The 21987-nt window shown below is 69.0% G+C and carries 18 protein-coding genes and 1 pseudogene; 12 read left to right on the plus strand and 7 right to left on the minus strand.

Annotated features, from left to right (window positions below; translation table 11 throughout):
* Positions 1–93: 93 nt before the first annotated feature.
* Together C7416_RS23420 and C7416_RS23425 are read left to right on the plus strand one after the other, a co-directional pair.
* Positions 94–1029 (plus strand): alpha/beta fold hydrolase, encoded by a 936-nt coding sequence (locus C7416_RS23420; RefSeq protein WP_111521147.1) that lies wholly within the window; start codon positions 94–96, stop codon positions 1027–1029.
* Positions 1029–1988: an MBL fold metallo-hydrolase gene (locus C7416_RS23425; RefSeq protein ID WP_181461307.1), complete on the plus strand. Its 960-nt coding sequence runs from the start codon at positions 1029–1031 to the stop codon at positions 1986–1988. The genes C7416_RS23420 and C7416_RS23425 overlap by 1 nt, the downstream gene beginning before the upstream one ends.
* 24 nt (positions 1989–2012) lie before the next feature.
* Here the strand turns inward: C7416_RS23425 and C7416_RS23430 are convergent, their stop codons facing one another.
* Entirely contained in the window at positions 2013–3989 is a 1977-nt protein-coding gene (locus tag C7416_RS23430) for a sigma-54-dependent Fis family transcriptional regulator (protein ID WP_111521148.1), read from the minus strand.
* A 262-nt stretch (positions 3990–4251) separates the two neighbouring features.
* Here C7416_RS23430 and pedF point away from each other — a divergent pair, with 262 nt between their 5' ends.
* From pedF to C7416_RS23445, 3 genes are all read left to right on the plus strand, one after another.
* On the plus strand, positions 4252–4731 hold the full coding sequence (gene pedF, locus C7416_RS23435; RefSeq protein ID WP_025581905.1) for a cytochrome c-550 PedF: 480 nt from the start codon (positions 4252–4254) through the stop codon (positions 4729–4731).
* Between the two features lie 57 nt (positions 4732–4788).
* Positions 4789–5697, plus strand: coding sequence for a substrate-binding periplasmic protein (locus tag C7416_RS23440; RefSeq protein WP_111521149.1), 909 nt, complete (start codon positions 4789–4791; stop codon positions 5695–5697).
* Between the two features lie 205 nt (positions 5698–5902).
* Positions 5903–6940 (plus strand): YihY/virulence factor BrkB family protein, encoded by a 1038-nt coding sequence (locus C7416_RS23445; RefSeq protein WP_111521150.1) that lies wholly within the window; start codon positions 5903–5905, stop codon positions 6938–6940.
* Here the strand turns inward: C7416_RS23445 and C7416_RS23450 are convergent.
* Positions 6859–7731: a LysR substrate-binding domain-containing protein gene (locus C7416_RS23450; protein ID WP_111521151.1), complete on the minus strand. Its 873-nt coding sequence runs from the start codon at positions 7729–7731 to the stop codon at positions 6859–6861. The genes C7416_RS23445 and C7416_RS23450 overlap by 82 nt on opposite strands.
* A gap of 245 nt (positions 7732–7976) precedes the next feature.
* On the opposite strand from C7416_RS23450, the gene psrA reads away from it, so the two are divergent.
* The 4 genes and pseudogenes from psrA to C7416_RS23470 all read left to right on the plus strand — a co-directional run.
* On the plus strand, positions 7977–9068 hold the full coding sequence (gene psrA / locus C7416_RS23455) for an iron-containing alcohol dehydrogenase PsrA (RefSeq protein ID WP_111521152.1): 1092 nt from the start codon (positions 7977–7979) through the stop codon (positions 9066–9068).
* Positions 9069–9142: 74 nt separating this feature from the next.
* A complete protein-coding gene (locus C7416_RS23460) occupies positions 9143–10471 on the plus strand; it encodes an MFS transporter (protein ID WP_111521153.1) in 1329 nt (442 codons plus the stop codon).
* A gap of 93 nt (positions 10472–10564) precedes the next feature.
* Entirely contained in the window at positions 10565–12010 is a 1446-nt protein-coding gene (gene phnY, locus C7416_RS23465) for a phosphonoacetaldehyde dehydrogenase (protein ID WP_111521154.1), read from the plus strand.
* 143 nt (positions 12011–12153) lie between these two features.
* Positions 12154–12645 (plus strand): annotated as a pseudogene (locus C7416_RS23470) (AMP-binding enzyme); the annotation flags it as partial.
* A 52-nt stretch (positions 12646–12697) separates the two neighbouring features.
* Here C7416_RS23470 and C7416_RS23475 read toward each other — a convergent pair.
* Together C7416_RS23475 and phnA are read right to left on the minus strand one after the other, a co-directional pair.
* Positions 12698–14389: a Na/Pi cotransporter family protein gene (locus C7416_RS23475; RefSeq protein WP_111521155.1), complete on the minus strand. Its 1692-nt coding sequence runs from the start codon at positions 14387–14389 to the stop codon at positions 12698–12700.
* 84 nt (positions 14390–14473) lie between these two features.
* Positions 14474–15694 (minus strand): phosphonoacetate hydrolase, encoded by a 1221-nt coding sequence (gene phnA, locus C7416_RS23480; RefSeq protein WP_111521156.1) that lies wholly within the window; start codon positions 15692–15694, stop codon positions 14474–14476.
* A gap of 112 nt (positions 15695–15806) precedes the next feature.
* On the opposite strand from phnA, the gene C7416_RS23485 reads away from it, so the two are divergent.
* Positions 15807–16703: a LysR substrate-binding domain-containing protein gene (locus C7416_RS23485; protein WP_111521157.1), complete on the plus strand. Its 897-nt coding sequence runs from the start codon at positions 15807–15809 to the stop codon at positions 16701–16703.
* An 88-nt stretch (positions 16704–16791) separates the two neighbouring features.
* On the opposite strand, the gene C7416_RS23490 is transcribed toward C7416_RS23485, so the two are convergent.
* Positions 16792–17193: a hypothetical protein gene (locus C7416_RS23490; RefSeq protein ID WP_111521158.1), complete on the minus strand. Its 402-nt coding sequence runs from the start codon at positions 17191–17193 to the stop codon at positions 16792–16794.
* Between the two features lie 153 nt (positions 17194–17346).
* Positions 17347–18027 (minus strand): Crp/Fnr family transcriptional regulator, encoded by a 681-nt coding sequence (locus C7416_RS23495; protein ID WP_240988259.1) that lies wholly within the window; start codon positions 18025–18027, stop codon positions 17347–17349.
* A 149-nt stretch (positions 18028–18176) separates the two neighbouring features.
* Here C7416_RS23495 and C7416_RS23500 point away from each other — a divergent pair, with 149 nt between their 5' ends.
* Together C7416_RS23500 and C7416_RS23505 are read left to right on the plus strand one after the other, a co-directional pair.
* The gene (locus C7416_RS23500; protein ID WP_111521160.1) at positions 18177–18959 is read left to right on the plus strand and encodes a class II aldolase/adducin family protein; all 783 of its coding nucleotides are present in this window, start codon (positions 18177–18179) and stop codon (positions 18957–18959) included.
* 2 nt (positions 18960–18961) lie between these two features.
* Positions 18962–19891, plus strand: coding sequence for a 2-hydroxyacid dehydrogenase (locus C7416_RS23505; protein ID WP_111521161.1), 930 nt, complete (start codon positions 18962–18964; stop codon positions 19889–19891).
* A gap of 66 nt (positions 19892–19957) precedes the next feature.
* Here the strand turns inward: C7416_RS23505 and C7416_RS23510 are convergent, their stop codons facing one another.
* Complete coding sequence (locus tag C7416_RS23510) at positions 19958–21976, minus strand: alkaline phosphatase D family protein (RefSeq protein ID WP_111521162.1); 2019 nt, start codon at positions 21974–21976, stop codon at positions 19958–19960.
* Positions 21977–21987: the final 11 nt, after the last annotated feature.

The following is a 21987-nucleotide window of genomic DNA, read 5'->3' on the forward strand; positions in this document are numbered from 1 at the left end:
CTGTCTCCTTTGGCATGGTTAGTGATTCGCGTCGCGGCATGGCAGCGTGTCTGCCGCAATGTCCGTGCCGCAATGCCCGGAAAGGCAACAACCATGCCCGACGCAACCTTGAATCACACCGTCTTCCACCTGCGCACGCCCGACGCGCAGCGCCTGCACGTGCGGCTGGTCGGCCCGGCGCACGGCGAGCCCTGGCTGGTCCTGCACGGCGGGCCGGGCAGCGGCTGCGCCGCGTCGATGGCCGCATGGTTCGACCCGCAGCGGCACCGCGTGGTGATGCCCGACCAGCGCGGCGCCGGCAGCTCGACCCCGGCCGGCGGCCTGCGCCGCAATAACGTCGGCGCGCTGCTGGCCGACCTGGAACAGCTGCGCGCGACCCTGGGCATCGCCCGCTGGGGCGTGGTCGGGGGATCGTGGGGCGCGGCGCTGGCGCTGGCCTATGCCGCGCGCTATCCGCATGCGGTCGCGGCGCTGGTGTTGCGCGGCGCCTTCCTGACCGGGCGCGACGACGTGCTGGGCCTGTTTGCGCCGCGCCCCGGCAGCGGCCTGCTGCGCCGCGTCGCGCCGGCGGGCGAGCGGCTGCCCGAGGCGCGCGCCCGGCTGCTGACGGTGTCTCGACTGTTGCAAAGTGGGACGACTGTTCAAAAACGGGACACCGCGACGGCGTGGCGCCGGCTCGAGCTTGAGCGGCTCGGCCTGCGCGGTGCTGCACAGGGACGCCGGCAGTCCGTGCGAGAGCGGCTGGCCACGGTACGCAAATACCGCATCCAGGCGCACTACCTGCGCCACCGCGCCGGGCTGGGCAAGCCCGCGTTGCTGCGCGCGGCGCGCGACATCGCCGCGCACGGCCTGCCGGTGACGCTGCTGCATGGCCGCGCCGACGCGGTCTGCCGGCCCGCCAATGCCATCCGGCTGCGGCAAGCCATGCCGGACGCGCGGCTGGCATGGGTCGACGCCGGGCACCTGGCGGACGGCGCCATGCGCGATGCGCTCGCGGACGCGATCCGCGCCAGCGCCTGGCAGCGCTGATGGCTACGCGTCGCGCCTTTCTCGGCACTACGCTGGCACTGGCGCTCGACCCCTGGCGGCCCGCCGCGGCGGCCGGCACGCGGGTCGTGCTGGACCCGCTGCGGCCCGGCGTCTACGTCGCCCGTGCCGTCAATGCCGAAGCCATGCGTGCCAACGCCGGCGCGGTGGTGCCTAGCCTGGTCCATGTCACGCGCGCGGGGGTGCTGGTGGTCGATCCCGGGCCGCAGGCGGCGTGGGGCAGGGCGCTGCTCGGCGCGATCCAGGCGCTGACGGCGCAGCCGGTGCGCTGGGTGGTCAACACCCACGCCCATCCGGAGCACGTGCTGGCCAACGCCGCCTTTGCCGGGCTGCGGCCGCGACCGCGGTTCCTGGCGTCAGCCGCCACCGCCGCGTTGATGCGGCAACGATGCGAGGATTGCCTGGCGCGCCTGACCGCGCAGCTCGGGCCCGCGGCCATGCGCGGCACCGAGATCGTGCTGCCGGAGCCGGCGCTGCAGGCCGGCGCCTGGCTGCAAACCGGCGATACGGCGTGGCAGGTCCAGGTGCATGCGCCGGCCCACAGCGCGTCGGACACGGTGCTGTACGCGCCGCAGTTGCGGCTGCTGTGCGCGGGAGGGCTGGCGTACCGGGATCGTGTGCCGGAGATGCAGGAGGCGTCGCTGCAGGGCTGGCGCCTGGCACTGCGGCAGCTGATCGCGTTGCCGGCGGACACCGTCGTCGCCACCGCGACCGGCACGCCCGCACAGACGCTGGTGCCGACGCTGGCGTATCTCGATGCGCTCGCCGACGGCATCGGCGCCGCGCTGGCCGCGGGCCGCGATGCGACCCAGGCGGCCGATGCCGTGGCGGCGGCGCCGTTCCGCCACTGGCGCCATTTCCCGACGCGCCATCCGCTGAACCTGCAGCGCGCCTGGCGCCAGCTGGAAGACGCGTGGTTGCAGGGCGCGCCGCCGGCCTGAAGCCGGCAGCATGCGCGTCCAGGCTCAGCCAGCCTGCTGCGGCAGCCCGCGCGCCTCCTCCATCTTGCGGTAGACGGTGTTGCGCGAGATCCCCAGCGCCTTGGCTGCCGCCGAGATATTGCCGTTGTGGGCCTTGACCGTGGCCACGATCGCCATGGCCTCGACCTCGGCCAGCCGCGTCGGCTGCATGCCCTGCGCCATCGCCACCGCCGGCGCGGCCGCGGGCGCCTCGCGCAGGTCGTCGAGGAAATCGTCGGGCAGGTGCTCCTCGGTGATCTCCGCTTCGCCTTCGGCCATCAGCCGCGCGGTGCGCAGCAGGTTGCCGAGCTGGCGGATATTGCCCGGCCAGTGGTAGCGGCGGAACAGCGCCATCACCGCGTCGCTGATGCGGGGCACTTCCGCGTCGCCGCTGCCGTGATCCTGGCGCAGCAGCTTGCCGGCGACCACGTCGAGGTCGCTGCGCTCGCGCAGCGCCGGCAGCCGCACCACCAGTCCGTTGAGGCGGTAGTACAGGTCTTCGCGGAACTGGCCGCTGGCGACCAGGTCGCGCAGGTTGCGGTTGGTGGCGCACACCACCGAGACGTCGATGTGGATCACCTTGCTGCTGCCCAGCGGCGATACCGCGCGCTCCTGCAGCGCGCGCAGCAGGCGGCCCTGCAGGTGCAGCGGCATGTCGCCGATCTCGTCGAGAAACAGCGTGCCGCCGTTGGCCAGCAGCATCTTGCCGATGCCGCCCTTCTTGCGCGCGCCGGTGAAGGCGCCTTCCTCGTAGCCAAACAGCTCAGACTCGATCAGGTTTTCCGGGATCGAGGCGCAGTTGACCGCGATGAAGGGCCCGGCGCGGCGCCCGCTGTCGGCATGGATGGCGCGCGCCATCAGCTCCTTGCCGGTGCCGGTCTCGCCCAGCACCATCACCGGGATGTCCTTGCCGATGACCTTGCGCAGCTTGCCGATCACGGTGCGGATCTGGGCGTCGCCGGTGTCCAGCTCATCCAGCCCCGGCGAGGGGGCGGGGCCCGCCGCCAGGCTGCGCGGCATGCCGCTGGTGCCGCCCGTGCCGGCCGGGCGCGCCTCGGTGCCGCCGGGCAGCGCCGCGGCCGGGGTTTTCCATTCCACGCGCGCGCTGACCTTGACGCCGCTGGGCAGGTGCAACGGGACGATGCCCGCATGCGCCGCGCGCGCCGCGTCGAACAACTGCGACATCGACAGCCCGAACAGCGACGAGAAGGTATGCGCCTGCAGCGCGCCGATGGACAGGCCCAGCTGGAACTGCCCGCTGCGGTTGGCCGACAGGAAGCGCCCGCCGGGCGTGAACGAGACGATGCCCTCCACCAGCGTGCCGAGGAACTCGGCGCGCGAATGGAAGCGGATGCACACCATGTCGCGGAAGGCGTTGCCGAACAGCTGGTTCTCGATCATCTGCGCCGACATCCGCACCAGCGCCATGGTGTGCTTGTGGAAGCCGCGCTGGTCGCCGGTCACGTCCAGCGCGCCCACGGTCTTGCCGTAAGGGTCCAGGATCGGCATGCACGAGCAGGTCAGGAACTGGTTGGCCTCCAGGTAATGATCGGCGCCGTGGACCAGCGTGGCGCGGTTCTCGGCCAGCGCCGTGCCGATGGCATTGGTGCCGCGGCGCGCCTCCGACCACTCCGAGCCCGGGCGCAGCGAGATCTTGTCGGCGCGGGCGAGAAAGTCGTCGTCGCCCATGGCGTGCAGGATCAGGCCGTCGGCGTCGGTCAGCACGATCATGCTCTGGGTGTCGACGATCTGGTCGTGCAGCGTCTCCATCACCGGCAGGGCATAGGTGAACAGCGACTGGCTGCGTTCGATGCGGGTCTTCAGCTCGCTCTGCAGCACCGGGCAGAAATCGGGCGATTCATAGGGGCGCAGGCCATAAGACTCCGAGCGCTGGTGGGCCTGGGCAATCAGCTCGGCACGCTCGTGCTGCCCGGCATCAGCGGGGGCGTCCGCGCGCGGATGCGGATCCGGCTGGATGGTCATGTCTCGGTCTCCTTGTGGAAAATCCGCCCGCGATCTATGCGCGGGTCGCCGTCGGCCGCGCCAGGCGCGGGCTCGACAGTGTTGCGTGGTGAAGCAAAACACTTGCCAGGGTGTGGCATTCCGGGACACCGCTGCGTTGCTCAGGCGGATTTTGCCCGCCCCACGCGGCGCTTCGCCGGTATTTTCGCCGCGCCGCCACGTTGGTATGGCTCTTGCGGAAACGGGGCAAACAAAAGCCGCCCCATCACTGTAGGAGACATCCATGAAAACGCAGCGCCGCCTGCTTGCCTTGCTCTCGCTTTGCGCGTCCCTGACCGCATTTTCCGCCGGCCCGGTGCTGGCCCATGGCGACGTCACGCCCCAGGCCGTCGACACCAAAGCGTTACCACAGCTGGGCGACGAATGGCGTCCGGACAATCCCTACCGCAGCGGCGATGCGCACAAAGAGGCGCTGCGCATCGGCTCGTCGGCGTACAACCAGAACTGCGCGCGCTGCCACGGGCTCGAGGCCGTGTCGGGCGGCATTGCCCCCGACCTGCGCAAGCTGGACGGCGACTGCGTTGCCCTGGCCGACGCCAAAAAGAAGCAGGCCTGCCAGAGCGAAATCTCGCAGTTCTACGCCACCACCGTGCGCAAGGGCCGCACCCGCGACGGCCGCGTCTACATGCCGCCGTTCGACGGCGTGCTGAGCCAGGAAGCGGTCTGGGCCATCAAGACCTACCTGGAATCGCGCCACGAATAAGCGCCGCGCCGACGCTATCGATGCCGCCGGTCCCCTTCGTCCAAATGGAGCAATGCCATGCCTGACAGCCCTGTCCGCGGCCCACGGCTTACCGTTTCCGTCCTGACCGCGCCGTCGGCGCGAATGCTGCGCTGGCTCGGCTGCATCCTGCTGGCTGCCGCCGCCTTGCTCGCCGTGTCGCCGGCGCATGCCGACCTGGCCCGGATCCGCCAGGCCGGCACGCTGAAGGTGGCGGTGTACAAGGGCCTGCCGCCGTTCTCGTCGCTGGCCGGCAGCCAGTATGCCGGCATCGACGTGGCGCTGGCGCAGGCGCTGGGCAAGGCGCTCGGCCTGTCGGTGGCGCTGCTGCCGTTCGATGCCGACGAGAACATGGCCGACGACCTGCGCGCGATGGTCTGGCGCGGCCATTACCTGGGCTACGGACCGGCCGACGTGATGCTGCACGTGCCGGTCGACCGCGCCTTCATGCGCGCCAACGACAAGGCGCTGATCGTCGCCCCCTACTACCGCGAGAGCTTCGTGCTGGTGCGGGACCGCGAACGCGTGCCGGACGTGCGCGGCCTGGAAGACCTGGCCGGCCAGCCCACCGGCGCGGCCGCGGGCTCGGCCGGGGCCAACGCGCTGTTGTCCGCCGGCGGCGGCGCGCTGCGCGACCGGGTCAGGATCTACCCCGAGCCCGCCCTGGCGCTGCACGCGCTGTTCTCCGGCGAGATCGCCGCGGCGCTGGTGACGCGCGCCCAGTATGAAAGCGCGCTCAAGGCCGGCGGCCACGCCGCCAGCCGCTATGCCGCCAGCGACATCAGCGCGCCGCTGCTGCCGCCGCGCGGCTGGGCCGTCGGCATGGCGGTCAAGGCCGGCGAGCGCGAGCTGGCCGAGGCGCTGCAGTCGGCGCTGGACACGCTGCGCGGCAACGGCGAGCTGGCGCGCATCTTCGGCGGCTACGGGGTGTCGATGCAGGCGCCGTGAAGCGGAGGTTGTAAAGAATGCATGCGATCCGGCATCGCGGGGCCGCCAGGCTAACGCCGGCCTGACGCACCCACGGCCGCCCGATGCCGCGCCGGTAGCGCCCTGGCGGCGCCGTGGCGCCGTGCCTGCCATCGGCACAGCACATGGCCGCGGGCAGGAACGGGAATTGCGGGGGCAGGGCAGTATCGTGACTGGGGATCGGGCGATGTCTTCCATTTCGTCGGTTCTGCTGTCCTCGCCCCGCGCGCTCTACGGGCTGCTGCGGGATACCGTCAACGCCTGGGTGGAAGACTACGCCCCCAGCATGGGCGCGGCGCTGGCCTACTACACGGTGTTCTCGATCGCGCCGCTGCTGCTGATCGTGATCTCGGTGGCGGGGGTGGTGTTCGGCCACGAGGCCGCGCGCGGCGAAGTGGTGGCGCAGCTGCAGGGGCTGCTCGGCCCGGAGGGCGCCAAGACCATCGAAGCGATGCTGCTGGCGGTCAGCAAGCCAGCGGCCAGCGCGCTGACCGCGGTGGTTGGCGTGGTGGTGCTGCTGGTCGGTGCGACCACGGTGTTCGCCGAGCTGCAGTCGGCGCTGGACCGGATCTGGGAGGTGCCGGAGCGGCGCAAGAGTTCCGGCCTGTTCTCGCTGCTGCGCGCGCGGCTGCTGTCGTTCGGCATGATCCTGGGCGTCGGCTTCCTGATGGTGGTGTCGCTGCTGCTGAGCGCGGCCATCTCCGCGCTCAACCGCCTGTGGGGGCCGCTGTTCGGGTCCGAGGAACTGATCGCCCATGTGCTCGACACCGTGGTCAGCCTGGTGCTGATCACGGTGGTGTTCGCCATGATTTACAAGATCATGCCGCGCGCCAAGGTGCGCTGGCCCGACGTGTGGCTGGGCGCGGCGGTGACGGCGCTGCTGTTCACGCTGGGCAAGTTCCTGATCGGCCTGTATATCGGCAAGAGCGGCGTCGCCAACGGCTACGGCGCGGCCGGCTCGCTGGTGGTGCTGCTGCTGTGGGTGTATTACTCCGCGCAGATCTTCCTGCTAGGCGCGGAGTTCACCTGGCAGTACGCGCGCCGCTACGGCTCGCGCCGGCACGAGGCCGCGGCCGAGCGCGAGCGTGAACTCGAAATCGAACGCGAACGCGAACGCGAGCGCGAGCGCGGCGGGTCCCAGTCTCAGCCGCCGCCCAGCGCTACCGCGAACAGCGCCGAGATCAATGGGCGCTCCTTGCGCACCGCGAGGCAGCACAGGGAATAGTCGATCGACAGCAGCGGCTCGTCCACCGGCACCACCTGCAGCCCGGGCAACGGGATGCATTCGATCTCGGTGACGAAGCTCAGCCCCATGCCGCTCGCCACCGCATGCAGGATGGCCTCGCGGCTGTTGATCTCCATCGCGCAGTGCAGTGCCACGCCATGCTGCGCGCACGCGCGCTCGACACGGTCGCGGGTCTTCGAGCCCGGCTCGCGCTGGATCACGGGTTCGCCGGCGAGGTCCCGCAGCGTGACCGCCGTGCGCCCGGCCAGCGCATGGCCCGCCGGCATTACCGCGACGATGCGTTCCCGGCGATAGGGCACGACATGCAATCCTGCCATCGGGTCGGGCTCGGCAAGGATGCCGGCGTCGATGTCGAAGTCCTGCAGGCCGCGCAGCACCGAGGCCTCCGAGCCGATGGTGACGGTCAGTTCCAGCGCCGCATGCGCGCTGCGGAAACTGCGCGCCAGCCCCAGCGCGATCGGCGGTGATACCGCACCGACCCGCACCAGCCCGGTCTTGAGCTTGTGCGCGCTGTGCAGGAACTGCATGGCCTCCTCTTCCTGCCCGAACAGCCCCTGCGTGATCGCATAGAGCCGCTCGCCGGTATCGGTCAGGCGCACGCTGCGCCCGCTGCGCAGGAACAGTTCCACGCCGAAGCGCGTCTCCAGCGCCTTGACCTGGTCGGTCACGGTGGGTTGCCCGATATGCAGGTAGTGCGCCGCGGCGGTGAAGCCGCCGGTGCGCGCCACCGCGTGGAAGCAGCGGATCGACTTGTAGTACTGGTGGAACATGGGATGGATGGGGGGCTGGCCGCCGCTGCGGCGGCGTGTCCGGCGAGTCTCCCACAGCCGCGCGCCGATGCGTACAGGGTTTCCCCGAGGCCGGCGCGGCGCCGCGGCGATCCATCGGTTTTGGCGCACCCCGGCGTCAAAGATGCGATTGGACCGGGGCTTTGGCGTCTCCCACACTTCTGGCAACCAGGCACGCGGTGCCGACCGCGGCCAACGCAACCCAGAGCCAGAACCGAGGAGACCCCATGACCCCTGTCTACCACAACCCCGTGTCGATCCATTGCGGTGTCGGCGCGCTCGACCGGTTGCCGGCGTTGCTGCACGGCCGGCGCGCCGTGGTGGTGACCTTCCCGGAAGCGCGCGCGCTGGGACTGGTGGCGCGGCTGGAAGCATTGCTGGGCGCGGACCTGGCCGGGCTGATCGAAGACGTGCAGCCCAACCCCGATGTCGCGCAGCTGTCCGGCCTGTACAACCGCTTCTGGGAACACGCCGACCGCTGCGACGCCATCGTCGCGGTCGGCGGCGGCAGCGCCATCGATACGGCCAAGGCGCTGATGGCCGGCACCCGCTCGGGCCGCTTCGACTCGCTGATCAGCCTGCTGGCGAGCGGCAAGTCGTTCACGCCGGCGCAGGCCAAGCCGCTGATCGCCGTGCCGACCACCGCCGGCACCGGCAGCGAAGTCACGCCGTGGGCCACCATCTGGGATGCGGCGAACCAGAAGAAATACTCGCTGCACCTGCCGCAGACCTGGCCCGAAGCGGCCATCGTCGATGCGCAACTGATGCTGTCGGTGCCGCGCGGCACCACCATTGCCACCGGCCTCGATGCGCTGTCGCACGCGCTCGAATCGATCTGGAACGTCAACGCCAACCCGGTCTCCGACACCTTCGCGGTATCGGCGGTCGAGGACATCTTCGACACGCTGCCGCAGTTGGCCGACCACCTGGATGACCTGGCCCTGCGCGAGCGCATGGCGCTGGCCGCACTCAAGGCCGGCCTGGCGTTCTCCAACACCAAGACCGCGCTGGCGCATTCGATCTCCTACGAAATGACGCTACGCCACGGCCTGCCGCACGGCATCGCCTGCTCGTTCACGCTGCCGCTGGTGCTGGAAAAGGCGTGGGCACGCCGCCCCGATCGCGACCGCACGCTGCAGCGGCTGTTCGGCCCGTCGCTGGACGGCGGGCAGCAGCGCCTGCGCGCCTTGCTGCAAGGGCTGGGCGTGAAGACCGAGTTTGCCGACTACGGCGTCAGCGACGCCGAGGCCGGCGCCATGATCGCGCGTGCGCTGGACGGCGCCCGCGGCAGGAACTTCATCGGCGCCGTACCGGCGTAGCGCTTCGCGACGGGCAGCGTTTACCCGCCCACATGAGCCCGGTAAACGGGCCGACAATACCAAAGGAGACAACCATGGAAACTGCCGATCGCATTCAGGCAGGGGCGTTCGTCGCCCCCGCCGAGCAATCGTTCCGGCGCGCACAGTGGCGCATGCTGCTGGCCGCCATGTTCTGCTATTTCTTCTTCTACACCGGGCGGCAGACCTTCGGCTTTGCCATTCCGGGCATCCAGGAAGAGTTTGGCCTGTCCAAGGCGGCGCTCGGCTGGGCCTCGACCTGCCTGCTGTGGTGTTACGCCATCGGCCAGGCCATCAACGGCAATCTCGGCGACAAGTTCGGCGGACGCCGGGTGATGACCGCCGGCGCGATCCTGTCGTGCGCGGCCAACTGGGTGGTGAGTTTCGCTGTGGGCTTCAAGAGCCTGGCGATCCCATGGGGCATCAACGGCTACTTCCAGGCATTGGGCTGGGCCCCTGGCAGCCGGCTGCTGTCGAACTGGTGGGGCGCCGGCGAGCGCGGCAAGGTCTACGGCTTCTATGTGTTCGCGGCCGGCTGCGCGTCGGTGCTGTCGTTCGTGACCTCGATCGTGGTGGTGAACATCCTGCACCTGGAATGGCGCTGGATCTTCCGCCTGCCGGTGCTGCTGATGCTGGTGGGCGGCATCACGTTCTACCTGATCGTGCGCGAGCGGCCGGAAGACCTCGGCTACAAGTCGCCCGATACCGGCGTGGCCAAGGGCGAGGATGACGACCCGCGCACAACGGCACGCACAACGGCCCACACAGCGCCTGAAATCGATGCCGAGGAAAGCTCGTGGTCGCGCTACAAGGCGGTGCTGCGCAATCCGCGCCTGATCATCGCGGGCCTGTCGATCGGCTTCCAGAACGCGGCGCGCTACGGCCTGATCGTCTGGGTGCCGGTGCACTTCCTGGGCAAGAACTGGAAGACCGCCGAAACGCTGATCGACCCGGCCTGGATTTCGGTGGCGCTGCCGGTGGGGATGGCGTTCGGGGCGCTGTCCAACGGCTGGATCTCGGACCGGTTGTTCGGCTCGAGCCGCAGCAAGGCCATCATGCTCTACATGGTGCTGGGCGCGATCGCCTCGATGGTGATGTACCAGCTGCCGACAGGCATGGGCGCCATCGTTGCGCTGTTCCTGGCTGGCTTCTTCGTCTATGGCCCGGCTTCGTCGTTCTGGGCGCTGTGTCCGGACCTGGTCGGCGCAAAGCGCGCGGGCACGGCCACCGGCATCCTCAACTTCTTCTCCTACCTGCTCGCCGGACTGGGCGAGCCGCTGATCGGCCGCATCCTGGACCAGTCCGGCAATACCTCGCTGGTGTTCCCGATCGTGGCAGCCAGCTGCATGATCAGCGCCGTGATCGCGGCGTTCATCCGCCGCTAACGCTAGCCGGGCGGGGCCGGCACCGCGCCGACCCGCCTGCGACGCCCGTATTGTCTTTCAACACACTGCTCAAAAACCCGCGAGGGTAAAACCATGACCGCATTGCATGCCATTTCCGATATCCGCCACGAGGCCCTGCGCATCGCCGGCGAGAAGATCTACCGCGAAGACGTGATCGAGGTGACCTACCCCTACACCGGCGAAGTCATCGCCACGGTGCCCAAGGCCACGCTCGACGACGTGCGGCGCGCCTACCGCATCGCGCGCGACTACCAGCCCACGCTGACGCGCTACGAGCGCTACAAGATCCTGATGCGCGCGGGCGAGATCATCGCCTCGCGGCTGGACGACATCTCGCGCACCATCACGCTGGAATCCGGCCTATGCCGCAAGGATTCGCTGTACGAAGTCGGCCGCGCCTCGGACGTGCTGCTGTTCGCCGCCAACCAGGCGCTGGTCGACGACGGCCAGGTGTTCTCGTGCGACCTGACCCACCACGGCAAGAGCCGCAAGGTCTATACCCTGCGCGAGCCGCTGCAGGGCGTGATCACCGCGATCACGCCGTTCAACCACCCGCTCAACCAGGTGATCCACAAGGTCGCGCCGGCGGTGGCCACCAACAACCGCATGGTGCTCAAGCCGAGCGAGAAGACACCGCTGGCGGCTTTCATGCTGGCCGATATCCTGTATGAGGCAGGGCTGCCGCCGCAGATGCTGTCGGTCATCACCGGCGATCCGCGCGAAATCGCCGACGAGATGCTGACGCACCCCGACGTCGACCTGGTTACCTTTACCGGGGGCGTGCCGATCGGCAAGTACATCGCCGCCAAGGCCACCTACAAGCGCCAGGTGCTGGAGCTGGGCGGCAACGATCCCATCATCGTGATGGAAGACGCCGACCTGGGGGAGGCCGCCACGTTGGCTGCCAGCGGCTCGTACAAGAACTCGGGGCAGCGCTGCACGGCGATCAAGCGCATGCTGGTGCATGAGGCGGTGGCTGACCGCTTTGTCGAGCTGCTGGTGGCGAAGACCGAGGCCGTCTGCTACGGCGACCCGCTGGACCCGAAGGTCGACATGGGCACGGTGATCGACGAGGCCGCGGCGATCCAGTTCGAGAAGGTGGTCAATGAAGCGATTGCCGCGGGCGCGACGCTGCGCTACGGCAATATCCGGCGCGGCGCGTTGTATTCCCCGACGGTGCTCGATCATGTCAATCCGGAGATGACGGTGGTGAAGCACGAAACCTTTGGTCCGGTGTCGCCGGTGATCCGTTTCAAGGACATCGACGATGCCATCCGCATTTCCAACGGCACTGCCTATGGCTTGTCGTCATCGGTCTGCACCAACCGGCTGGACTACATCACGCGGTTCGTGCGGGAGCTTAAGGTTGGTAGTGTTAATGTGCGGGAGGTGCCGGGGTATCGGCTCGAGCTGACGCCATTTGGCGGTATCAAGGACTCTGGCCTGGGCTACAAGGAGGGCGTGCTCGAGGCGATGAAGAGCTTCTGCAACACCAAGACCTACTCGCTGCCCTGGTAAGCAGCGCGCGCCGGCGGGGCAGTTCGTCCCTGCGCCGCCGGTACGTGGCACGCGCCTCTACTGTGTCTCCGGGTAGTCGGGGCCGCGGCGTACTCCAGCACTGTCGTCCCCGGATTCTGGCCGCCCCATGGCGGCTTTTTTTCTATTTCCCCGAAGAGCTCGGCGGCAAGCTCTACCTTGCCGGCGATGGCTCGATACGCGACAAGGACACCGGCTACTTCACCATCATGGGCCGCATCGACGACGTGCTGAACGTGTCGGGCCACCGCATGGGCACGATGGAGATCGAGTCGGCGCTGGTGGCCAACCCGCTGGTGGCCGAAGCCGCGGTGGTGGGCCGCCCGGACGACATGACCGGCGAAGCGATCTGCGCCTTCGTCGTGCTCAAGCGTTCGCGCCCGAGCGGCGACGAGGCCGTGAAGATCGCGACCGAACTGCGCAACTGGGTCGGCAAGGAGATCGGTCCGATCGCCAAGCCCAAGGACATCCGCTTTGGCGACAACCTGCCCAAGACGCGCTCGGGCAAGATCATGCGCCGCCTGCTGCGGTCGCTGGCCAGGGGCGAGGAGATTACGCAGGACACCTCGACGCTGGAGAACCCGGCCATCCTGGCGCAGCTTGGCCAGGCACGCTGAAGAGGCGGCGCGCAGCCCGCGCGCACTGTCAGCCTTCTCGCTGCTCGCGGCGTCACGGATTAAGCAGGCGTTCCGGTGCGTGCAGCGCGCCGGGTTGTTCGGCAGGCAGGAACGGAGGGTCCTCGGCGAGGGCACTGCGCTGGGCGCCGGGCATGCCTGCGGGCGCCGCGCACAGTAGCGAGTTCATCTGGGAAAGCTCGCGCAGGATATCCAGGTGCAAGCCACTGGTCTCCACGCTTGCCGTGCGCCGCTGTGCCACACGCGCAATGTGGCGCGCGGTGAAGCGCTCGGCACGGGCCTGGAATCCGGCGGCACATTCGTGCAGCAAGGCCGGAGCGGTACGGTCGCCAGCGACGAACAGCGACAGCCGGGTACGCAGGTTGGCCACCAGCATGTCGCACAACGCAAGCAGTTCCGCGCTGCCCTCGTCCGAGAACCGGTAGTTGCGGCTCAGCTTGCGCTGGTCCAGGTCGGCCAGGATGCGCTCGACGATATCGCCGGCATATTCCAGGTTGATATTGACCAGCATGATTTCGTCCCAGCGCGCGGTATCGTCGTCGTCGAGGCTGTCGGTGTCGACGCCGGTCAGGTACATCTTGACGGACGAATAGAGGTCGTCGATACGGTCGTCCAGCGCGCGGCAGCGGGCGTTCATGGCGCGGTCGTTGCCCGCCACCGAGAGCTTCATGCCAACGAGCATTTCCTCGATCACGTCGCCGATGCGCACGACTTCGCGCGTGGCATTGCCCAGCGCGACGGACGGGTGCCGCAGGTCGCCCTGGCTCAGGTAGCGTGCGCCGCCGGGCGTTGCGTGCTCGTGCGCATCAGGCAGCCATCGGTTGCATAGCGACGCCACCGGCTTGACGAACCAGATCAGCGTTGCCGCCAGGGCCAGGTTGAAGGCCATGTGAAAGTCGATGGCCATGGTCGCGGCGCTGCTGCCCAGGCGGGCCAGCAGCCAAGGCATGGCGTCCAGCAACGGCAGGAATCCCAGTATCCCCACCACCCGGAACATCAGGTTGGCGAGCGATACCCGCCGTGCGGCCGGTGCAGCGCCCGAATTGGCGAGGCAGGCAATCAGGCCGCTGCCCAGGTTGGCGCCAAGCACCAGCGGCAAGGCGGTTGCCGGGCCGATGACGCCGCCCATGGCCAGCGTTGCGGTCAGCAGTACCGCGGCCAGGCTGGAGTATGCGAGCAGGGCCAGCAGGGCGCCGATCACCAGTGCCAGCAGGGCGTCGTTGCCAAGGGAAATGAAGATCGCGTGCACGATCTGAGCCTGCAGCAGCGGTGCGGCGTAGAGGCGGATCAGTTGCAAGGCCAGCGTGATCAGTCCCAGCCCCACCATGACTTCGCCAGCCTGTCCGCGCAGGCTGTCCTTGCCGGACAGACGCAGGGCAATGCCGATGACCAGCAGCAGCGGCGAGAGCCAGGAGATGTCGACCGACAGCAAGCGCGCCATCAGGCTGGTGCCGACGTCGGCACCCAGCACGATCGGCAGTGCCGCCGGCAACGACACCAGGCCTCCCGCCACAAAGGCGCTTGTCATCAAGGCCGTGGCGCTGCTGCTCTGGATCAGCGCGGTCACGCCCAGCCCGGCCAGGAAGCCGCGCGCCGGGCTGGCCGTGCCCGCGGCCAGCACTAGCCGCAAGCGCGGCCCCAAGACCTCCAGCATGCCGTGGCGCGTCACATGCGCGCCCCAGATCAGCAGTGCAACCCCGGACATCAGGGAAAGCAGGATTTGCATGGCGCCGCCCCCTGGTGGTGACCGTCCTGGCGGCGATCACCCTTTGCTGATGAAGCGTGCCGGCCTTGCCGGCACGCACCCGCTTCAGTCGGCGTGGTTCAGCGCCAGCCGCAGGATGTCGAAGTTGCGCAGGCGCTGGCCGGCCGGCACGCTGACCTTGCGGTTTAACAGCAGCGGCACCTTCTGCTCGGACAGGCCGCCGTGCGAGCGCAGCGGTGCATCGAGGCCGCTCAGGTCGTGGCGCGCCGGCGTGGTGCCCAGCACGGTCAGGCGCTCGCTGACCACCACCAGGTCGCCGATGCGGTCGGGCGGCAGTTCGAAGCGCTCGCTGGCGGCGCGCTTGTCCAGCACCAGTTCGATGCCGGGCAGTGCGGCGATGGCGTCATGCACGGCTCGCTGGTCGGTGCCGGCGGGCAGGTACACGGTCGCGTAGGAACCCAGTGCGCCGTGGTGGGCGACATAGGGATCGGTGATCGGCAGCAGCACGCGGGTGGCATCGGTGCCGAAGCGCTGGTCCAGCACCTGCTGCAGGAACAGGATGTTCGGCGTGCCCAGCGCGTCGGTCTTGGCGTTCATGCCGTGGTCGGCGGTGATGCCGATGACCGCGCCCAGCGCGTCGAGGCGCTGCAAGTAGCGGTTCATCATCGCGTAGAAGGCATTGGCGCCGGCCGTGCCGGGGGCGTGCTTGTGCTGGATGTAGTCGGTGGTGGACAGATACATCAGGTCCGGCCGCTCGGTTTCGAGCAGCGCCACGCCGGCGGCAAACACGAACTCGGACAGGTCCGCGCTGTAGACCGAGGGCAGTGGCATGCCGACCTTGCGCAGCACGTCGTCGATGCCGTTTTCTTCGATGGTGGCCTGGTCGGCTTTCTCCGCGGAAAAGCAGATGCCCTGCAGGCCGTGGCCCAGCAGTGCGCGCAGCTTGTCCTTGGCGGTGACCACCGCGACCTTTGCCCCCGCTTGTGCCGCGGCGGCCAGCACGGTGGGCGCGCGCAGGTAGCGGGCATCGTTCATCAGCACCTCGGCGCCGGCTTCGGTGTCGTAGAAGAAGTTGCCGCAGATGCCATGCACCGAAGGCGGCACGCCGGTCACGATCGACAGGTTGTTGGGGTTGGTGAACGACGGCACCACGCAGTCGCCCGTCAGCACGGTGCCGCGCCGGGCCAGGCTGGCGAAGAACGGCGCGGCGCCGGCCTGCACCGCGAGGTTGATGTATTCCTGTTCGCAGCCGTCGATGCAGACGATGACGGTGGGACGGGCGGGAAACTGGTAGGTGTGGCCGTTGGCCTGGATCTGGGTGCTCATGGGGTCTCTTTGGGCGGAATTGGGGAAAGGATTTGCCTGAGACCGATGCTAAGTTAGGCGATAAACTCTCACAATCGAGTTTATTTTCCAGATCCTGTCAGGAAATCTCACAATGCCGCACAAGCTGCCCCCGCTCAACGCCCTGCGCATCTTCGAGGTGGCCGCCCGCGCCGGCAGCTATTCGGCCGCGGCGCGCGAGCTGCACCTGACCCACGGCGCGGTCAGCCGGCAGATCGAGATCCTGGAGCAATGGCTGGGGCAGCCGCTGTTTATCCGCCATGGCCAGCGCATGGTGCCGACCGTGCACGCGCAGGCGTTCGCGCGCGAGATCAGCACGGCGTTCGACCAGATCGGCGCCGCGTCCGAGCGCTATGGCCGCATCGCCACGCGCAAGGTGGTACGCGTGAACGCACCGGCCACCTTTGCCATGCGCTGGCTGATTCCACGGCTGGATGATTTCCGGCGCCTGCAGCCGGAGGTCGACGTGCGGGTCTCGACCGCGTTCAGCAACGAGGCGGGCTTCAACGGCACCTTCGACGTGGCGATACGGCGCACGCTGGAGCGCGGCGAGCAATATGAGTCGATGCCGGTCTTTGCCGAATACCAGACCGTGATCGCCAGCCCGGCGTTGCTGCGGCAAGTGCCGCTGCAAGGGGTGGAAGACCTCGTGGAGGCCGTGTTTCTCTATACGGAAACGCGGCCGGGCAGCTGGGAGTCATGGCTGCAGCAGGCCGGACATGCGTCGCTGCTGCCGGTGCGCACGCTGCGCTTCGACCATTTCTTTGTCACGCTGCAGGCGGTGGCGGACAGCCTGGGCTTTGCCATCGGCACTTTTCCCACGTTGGAGGCGGACCGCGCCGGCGGGCGCATCGCCACGCCGTTCGGCGCGATCCGCGCGCCGGGCAACACCTACCATGCGCTGGTGCCGCGTGATGCCGACAAGCCGCTGCACCTGCGCGCCTTCCTGGAATGGCTGCAGCAGCAGGGCGCGGCTGCGGGGGAAGAGTGAAACGGGGCGCGCCCGCGGGTTACGTGTGTCGCGATGAGGGGATGCGTGGCGCGTGGCCCGCGCGCTGCGGGCCCACGCCGGCCGGCGCTCAGGCGCCGTCGAGGAACATGCTGCGCTGGCCCAGGCGCGTGCCCAGCGCATCGGGAGCCAGGCTCATGCTGGCAGGGTCCACTGCCGACACCGTGCCGCCGGTCAGCGACGGATCGGCGGGCACCGGCGCCATGCCGGGCTGGGCTGGCGGCACGGGGGCTTGCGCATAGCTGCCCGCGGCGGCCGGGGCCGCCTGGCCCACTGGAGCCATCTGGGCTGACGGGGCCGCAGGCATCGCCTGCGCGGATTGCGCCGGCGGGGTGGACGGCATCGGCTGCATCGGCTGCGCCATCGGCATCGGCTGGCTCGGCTGCAGCGGCTGGGCCTGCTGCGCGAACAGCGGATAGGACGCGATCATCGCGCCAGCCATGACCAGGGATTTCGCCAGATGTTGCTTCATTCGTGTACCTCCTAGAAACGCCTACAGGCAAGGGAATGGCCACTGTAGCGCCGGGGCACCTGACATTCTGTTTGTTTTTGCAACGGTCGTTAACCAGTCTTGCCATCGCGGCCAAGGCAGGTTATTTGCGCACGCGGGTGGCAGTGCGTGGCGTCATCTTCTGGCAAGGCGCTTCAGCGCGGCCGGGTCCAGCAGTTCGATCTGGCGGTAGGCGCGGCGGATCAGCCCGGCGTCCTGCCACGCCTGCAGCGTCTTGGCGACGGTCTGGCGCGAGCGGCTGACCATGTCGCCCAGTTCTTCCGCGCTGATGCGCACCACGTGGTCGGTGCGGTCGGCCAGTTCCAGCAGGCGCGCCGCCATGCGCGCGTCGACCGGGGCCTGCGCCGCGCTTTGCGCATGGTCGAAGGCTACCCGCAGGCGTGCGCAGATCTGCTGCACGATCAGCTGCATGCCTTCCGGATGCGTCGCCAGGATGCGGTGGAAATCGCGCTGGCCGAGAACCAGCAGCTCGGTGTTGCCGACGGCAAAGGCGTCATGCGTGCGCGGCTTGCCGTCGAGCAGCGAGATCTCGCCGAACCAGCGCCCGCGCCCGATCACCGAGTACACCGACTCGCGCCCGCCGCTGCTGACCCGGCTCATGCGCACCCGCCCGGACACCACCATGCAGAAATACGTGGGCGGATCGCCGCGCGCGAAGATCATCGCACCGTCGCCAAAGCGCTGGCGGCGTGCGGCAAGCGCCACGGCATCCAGCACGCGCGGCGGCGCGTTGCGCAGCCAGCCGCTGGCCAGCACGCTGCGCGGCAGCGCGCGCACCGGTTCGTCCGTTTTCAACGCATGCTTCACCTTGGCCTTCACCTGACGCCCCACATCGCCCTCCTTGCCGGAGCCGAGATTGTCTAACACTTAACAGACTTTGGCGCGGGGCGCCCGGACAATGCAGCGGTCCAATGACTCACTCACATGCCCCCGGGAGGCCGCACATGGCGCAAGTCCAGCTCGTCGAAGCCGCAAACGAATCCGTAAAAGAGCGCGTCTCCGACGCCGAATGGCAGATGCGCGTCGACCTGGCGGCCGCGTACCGGCTGGTGGCCCACTTCGGCTGGGACGACCTGATCTTCACGCATATCTCGGCGCGCGTGCCGGATGCGCCGGACCAGTTCCTGATCAATCCGTACGGCATGATGTTCGACGAGATCACGGCCTCGAGCCTGGTCAAGGTGGACCACCACGGCGAGCCCGTGCTGGACACGCCGTATGACGTCAACCCGGCCGGCTTTATCATCCACAGCGCCGTGCACGAGGCGCGCCCCGAAGTCGGCTGCGTGATGCACACGCATACCGCGCACGGCGTCGCCGTGTCCGCGCAGCAGGACGGGCTGCTGCCGATCTCGCAGCAGGCGATGTTCGCGCTGACCGGGCTGGCCTATCACGACTACGAGGGCGTGGCGCTGCGCGAGGACGAGAAGGCGCGGCTGGTGGCCGACCTGGGCCGCTGCAAGCAGATGATCCTGCGCAACCACGGCCTGCTCACCTGCGGGCGCACGGTGGCGGATGCGTTCCTGACCATGTACACGCTGGAGTCGGCGTGCCGCATCCAGATCCTGGCGCAAAGCGGCGGCACCGCGCTGACGCGGGTGCCGGAGGCCGCCAGCGCCAACATGGGCCAGCAGGCGCGCCAGGCCACCAAGGGCAAGGGCTCCAACCTGGCCTGGCCCGGCCTGCTGCGCCGACTCGACCGCATCAACCCCGACTATCGCAACTGACCATGGCCATTCTCGTCCACCTGCCGTCGTTCATGGCGGTTCCCATCACCGCGCTGCTGCGCGAGGCGGCGCCCGACATCACCGTGTGGAACGGCCGCGAGGCCGCCGTCGCGGATGAGGTCGAGGCCATCATCGCGTGGGGCCTGAAGCCCGGCGTGGTGCCCGCCTATCCCAACCTGCGGCTGGTATGCGCCGCCACCGCCGGCGTCGACAAGCTGCTGGCCGCGCCCGACCTGCCCGCGCACATCCCGGTGACGCGCATCGTCGATCCCGGCCAGCAGGCCGGCATCGCCCGCTTCGTGCTGGCGATGGCGCTGCGCCATACCCGCGCGCTCGGCCGCTACGCCGAGCAGCAGCGCCGCGGCGAATGGAAGCGCCACGCGGGGCGCGATGCCGAGCAGTGCCGCGTGGGCGTGCTGGGGCTGGGCGAGATCGGCAGCGAGGTGGCGCGCATGTTCGTCGCCATCGGCTACCCGGTCAGCGGCTGGAGCCGCGCCGCCAAGCACCTGCCCGGCGTCACGGACTTCACCGGCGACGATGGCCTGGACGCCATGCTGGCGCAGAGCGATATCCTGGTCTGCACGCTGCCGCTGACGCCGCGCACCGAGGGGCTGCTTGACCGGCGCACCTTGTCGCGGCTGCCGCGGGGCGCCTACCTGATCAACGTCGGCCGGGGCGAGCATGTGGTCGAACCCGACCTGGTCGCGCTGATCGACGAAGGCCACCTCGCAGGCGCGGCGCTGGACGTGTTCGCCAAGGAACCCCCGGCAGCGGACGACCCGGTCTGGAACCATCCGCGCATCGAGGCCACGCCGCATATCGCGGCCGATCCGTCGTACCCGCTGGTGGCGCGGCAATGCCTCGACAACCTGCGGCGGGCGCGCGAGGGGCGCGCGCTGCTGAACCTGGTGGACCGGCAGGCCGGCTACTAGGTCGCGGTCACTAGGTCACGGTCACTAGGTCGCGGTCACTAGGTCACGGTCACTAGGTCACGGTCACTAGGTCACGGTCACGTCGGCGGTGCCTGCCGCCACTTCCAGCAAGCGCGTGCCGGCGGTGGCCGGCTGTGCCGGCGCGCTGCCGCCGGCGAGCGGCTTCATGGTGTGGAAGGTGCAGCTCAGCTTCTGCGGCGTCAGCGTGACCAGCGCATAGCCCTCGGCATTGGTGTCGGCATGGCGCAGCCACGGGTTGAAGGCGCGCAGCGTGGCATCGAAGGTATTGACGATGGTGCCGCCGACGTTGCTGTAGATCAGCTCGCGCAGCGCGGCAAAGGCCGCGTCGGTATCGACCACGGTGCGGAAGGAACTGAGCAGCGTGTTGCTCGACAACCCGGCCGTGACCAGGTCCACCATCACCGGTGCCGGGGCGGCGGCATCGTAGTCGTCCATCACCTGTCCGCCGAAGAATGCGTGGATATCGCCGCTCAGCGCCACCACGTTGCGGATGCCGTTGGTCTTCAGGAACGCCATCAGGTTCTTGCGTTCGGCGTTGAAGCCGTCCCACTGGTCGGCATTGAGGATAAAGCGTTCGAGCAGCGTCACCGCCGGCAGCCGCGCTTCGATCACCGGCTTGATGCTTGTGTCGAAGGCGGTGCTGTCGATGCCCGCCTGCACCAGCACGTTGCGCAGCGCGGTATAGGCCAGGTTGACATAGGTGCCGGCAGTGCGCGCCGCGCGCAGGTCGTCGGCGAGCGCGTTGGCGATCGCGGTCTCGAGCGCAGCCAGTGCGTTGTTGGCCGCCACCAGGGCCCGCGCGATCAGCCGCGCCACCGCCAGCGGCACGTCGATCTGCATGCGCAGCAGCGACAGCTGGTTGCCCCACAGCTTCCAGGTGGTGGCGTCGGCGCCGATGCGGTCCTGCCACCAGGCGCGCTGGTTGTCGCCCAGCATCGACACCGGCGTCAGCGCGTTGCCGGCGGCCGCGATCTTCTGCGCCTCGGCCGCGGCCAGCGTTGCCGTCGGCACGAAATACAGGCTGCCGATCGAGCGGCCGACCGAGGCCTCGGGAATGATATGGTCGGCGCGGTACAGGCGCTCGTCGGTCATCAGCAGCGTGGCGAGGTTGCCGAAGGTGAAGGCGCGGTAGATCTGTATGTTCTGGAATGACGGGTTGTTCTGGTCCAGTGTCACGTCGGCCGGCATGAACTCGAACCAGGCCTGGCTGGCGGCGCGCCGGCGCGCGGTGCGCGGGGTCTGGTCGTCGGTGATGTTGTAGGTCTGGCGGTCCTGCCAGCAGTTGTCCGAGAACTCGTGGTCGTCCCAGATCGCAATCATCGGGAACGCAGCATGCAGCGCCTGCAGGCGCGCGTCGCTGCGGTAGCTGCGGTACAGGTAGCGGTAGTCGTCGAGCGTGGTGGCGTAGACGCTGCCATCCGGCAGCACGGTGCCGTTGGGCAGCTGCAGCACGGTGTGGCGGTCCTCGACGTTGCCAGTGCGCGAGCCGCCCGGCACGGCCTCGTAGATGTAGTCGCCGACATGGACGATAAAGTCCAGGTCCTGCTGCACCAGTTCTTCCATGCCGGCCCAGTGGTTGGCATTCCAGTCCTGGCAGCTGACAAAGGCGAAGCGCAGCTGTTCCAGCGGGGTGCCCGCCGCGGCCGCGGTGCGCGTGCGGCCGGTGGTGCTGGGGCGGTTGCCCAGCAGGAAGCGGTAGAAGTAGCGCGTGCCCGGACTCAGGCCGGTGACCTTGTTGCGGATGGTGTAGTCCCAGTCCGGCAGCGCCATCAGCGGCTGGTTGACCAGCAGCGTAGGCGGCGCGAAGTCCTGCTGGGTCGACACCTGCAGCCGCACCACCACCGGGCGCCTGCCGTTGCTGCCTTCCACGCGCGTCCACACGATCACGCTGTCGGGGCGCGGGTCGCCCGAGGCCACGCCGTGCACGAAGTTGAAGTTCTCGGGATTGCCGGCATCCGGTTCCGGCGCCGGATCGTCGTCGCCGCCGCCGCAGGCGCTGAGCCCGCCGGTGGCAACGGTAACGGTCAGGAAACTCCCCCACTTGAGAAACTGGCGGCGGTCCATGGCGCTCCTCC

It is taken from the genome of Cupriavidus phytorum (genome assembly GCF_003254285.1).
GTDB classification, from domain to species: Bacteria; Pseudomonadota; Gammaproteobacteria; order Burkholderiales; family Burkholderiaceae; genus Cupriavidus; species Cupriavidus phytorum.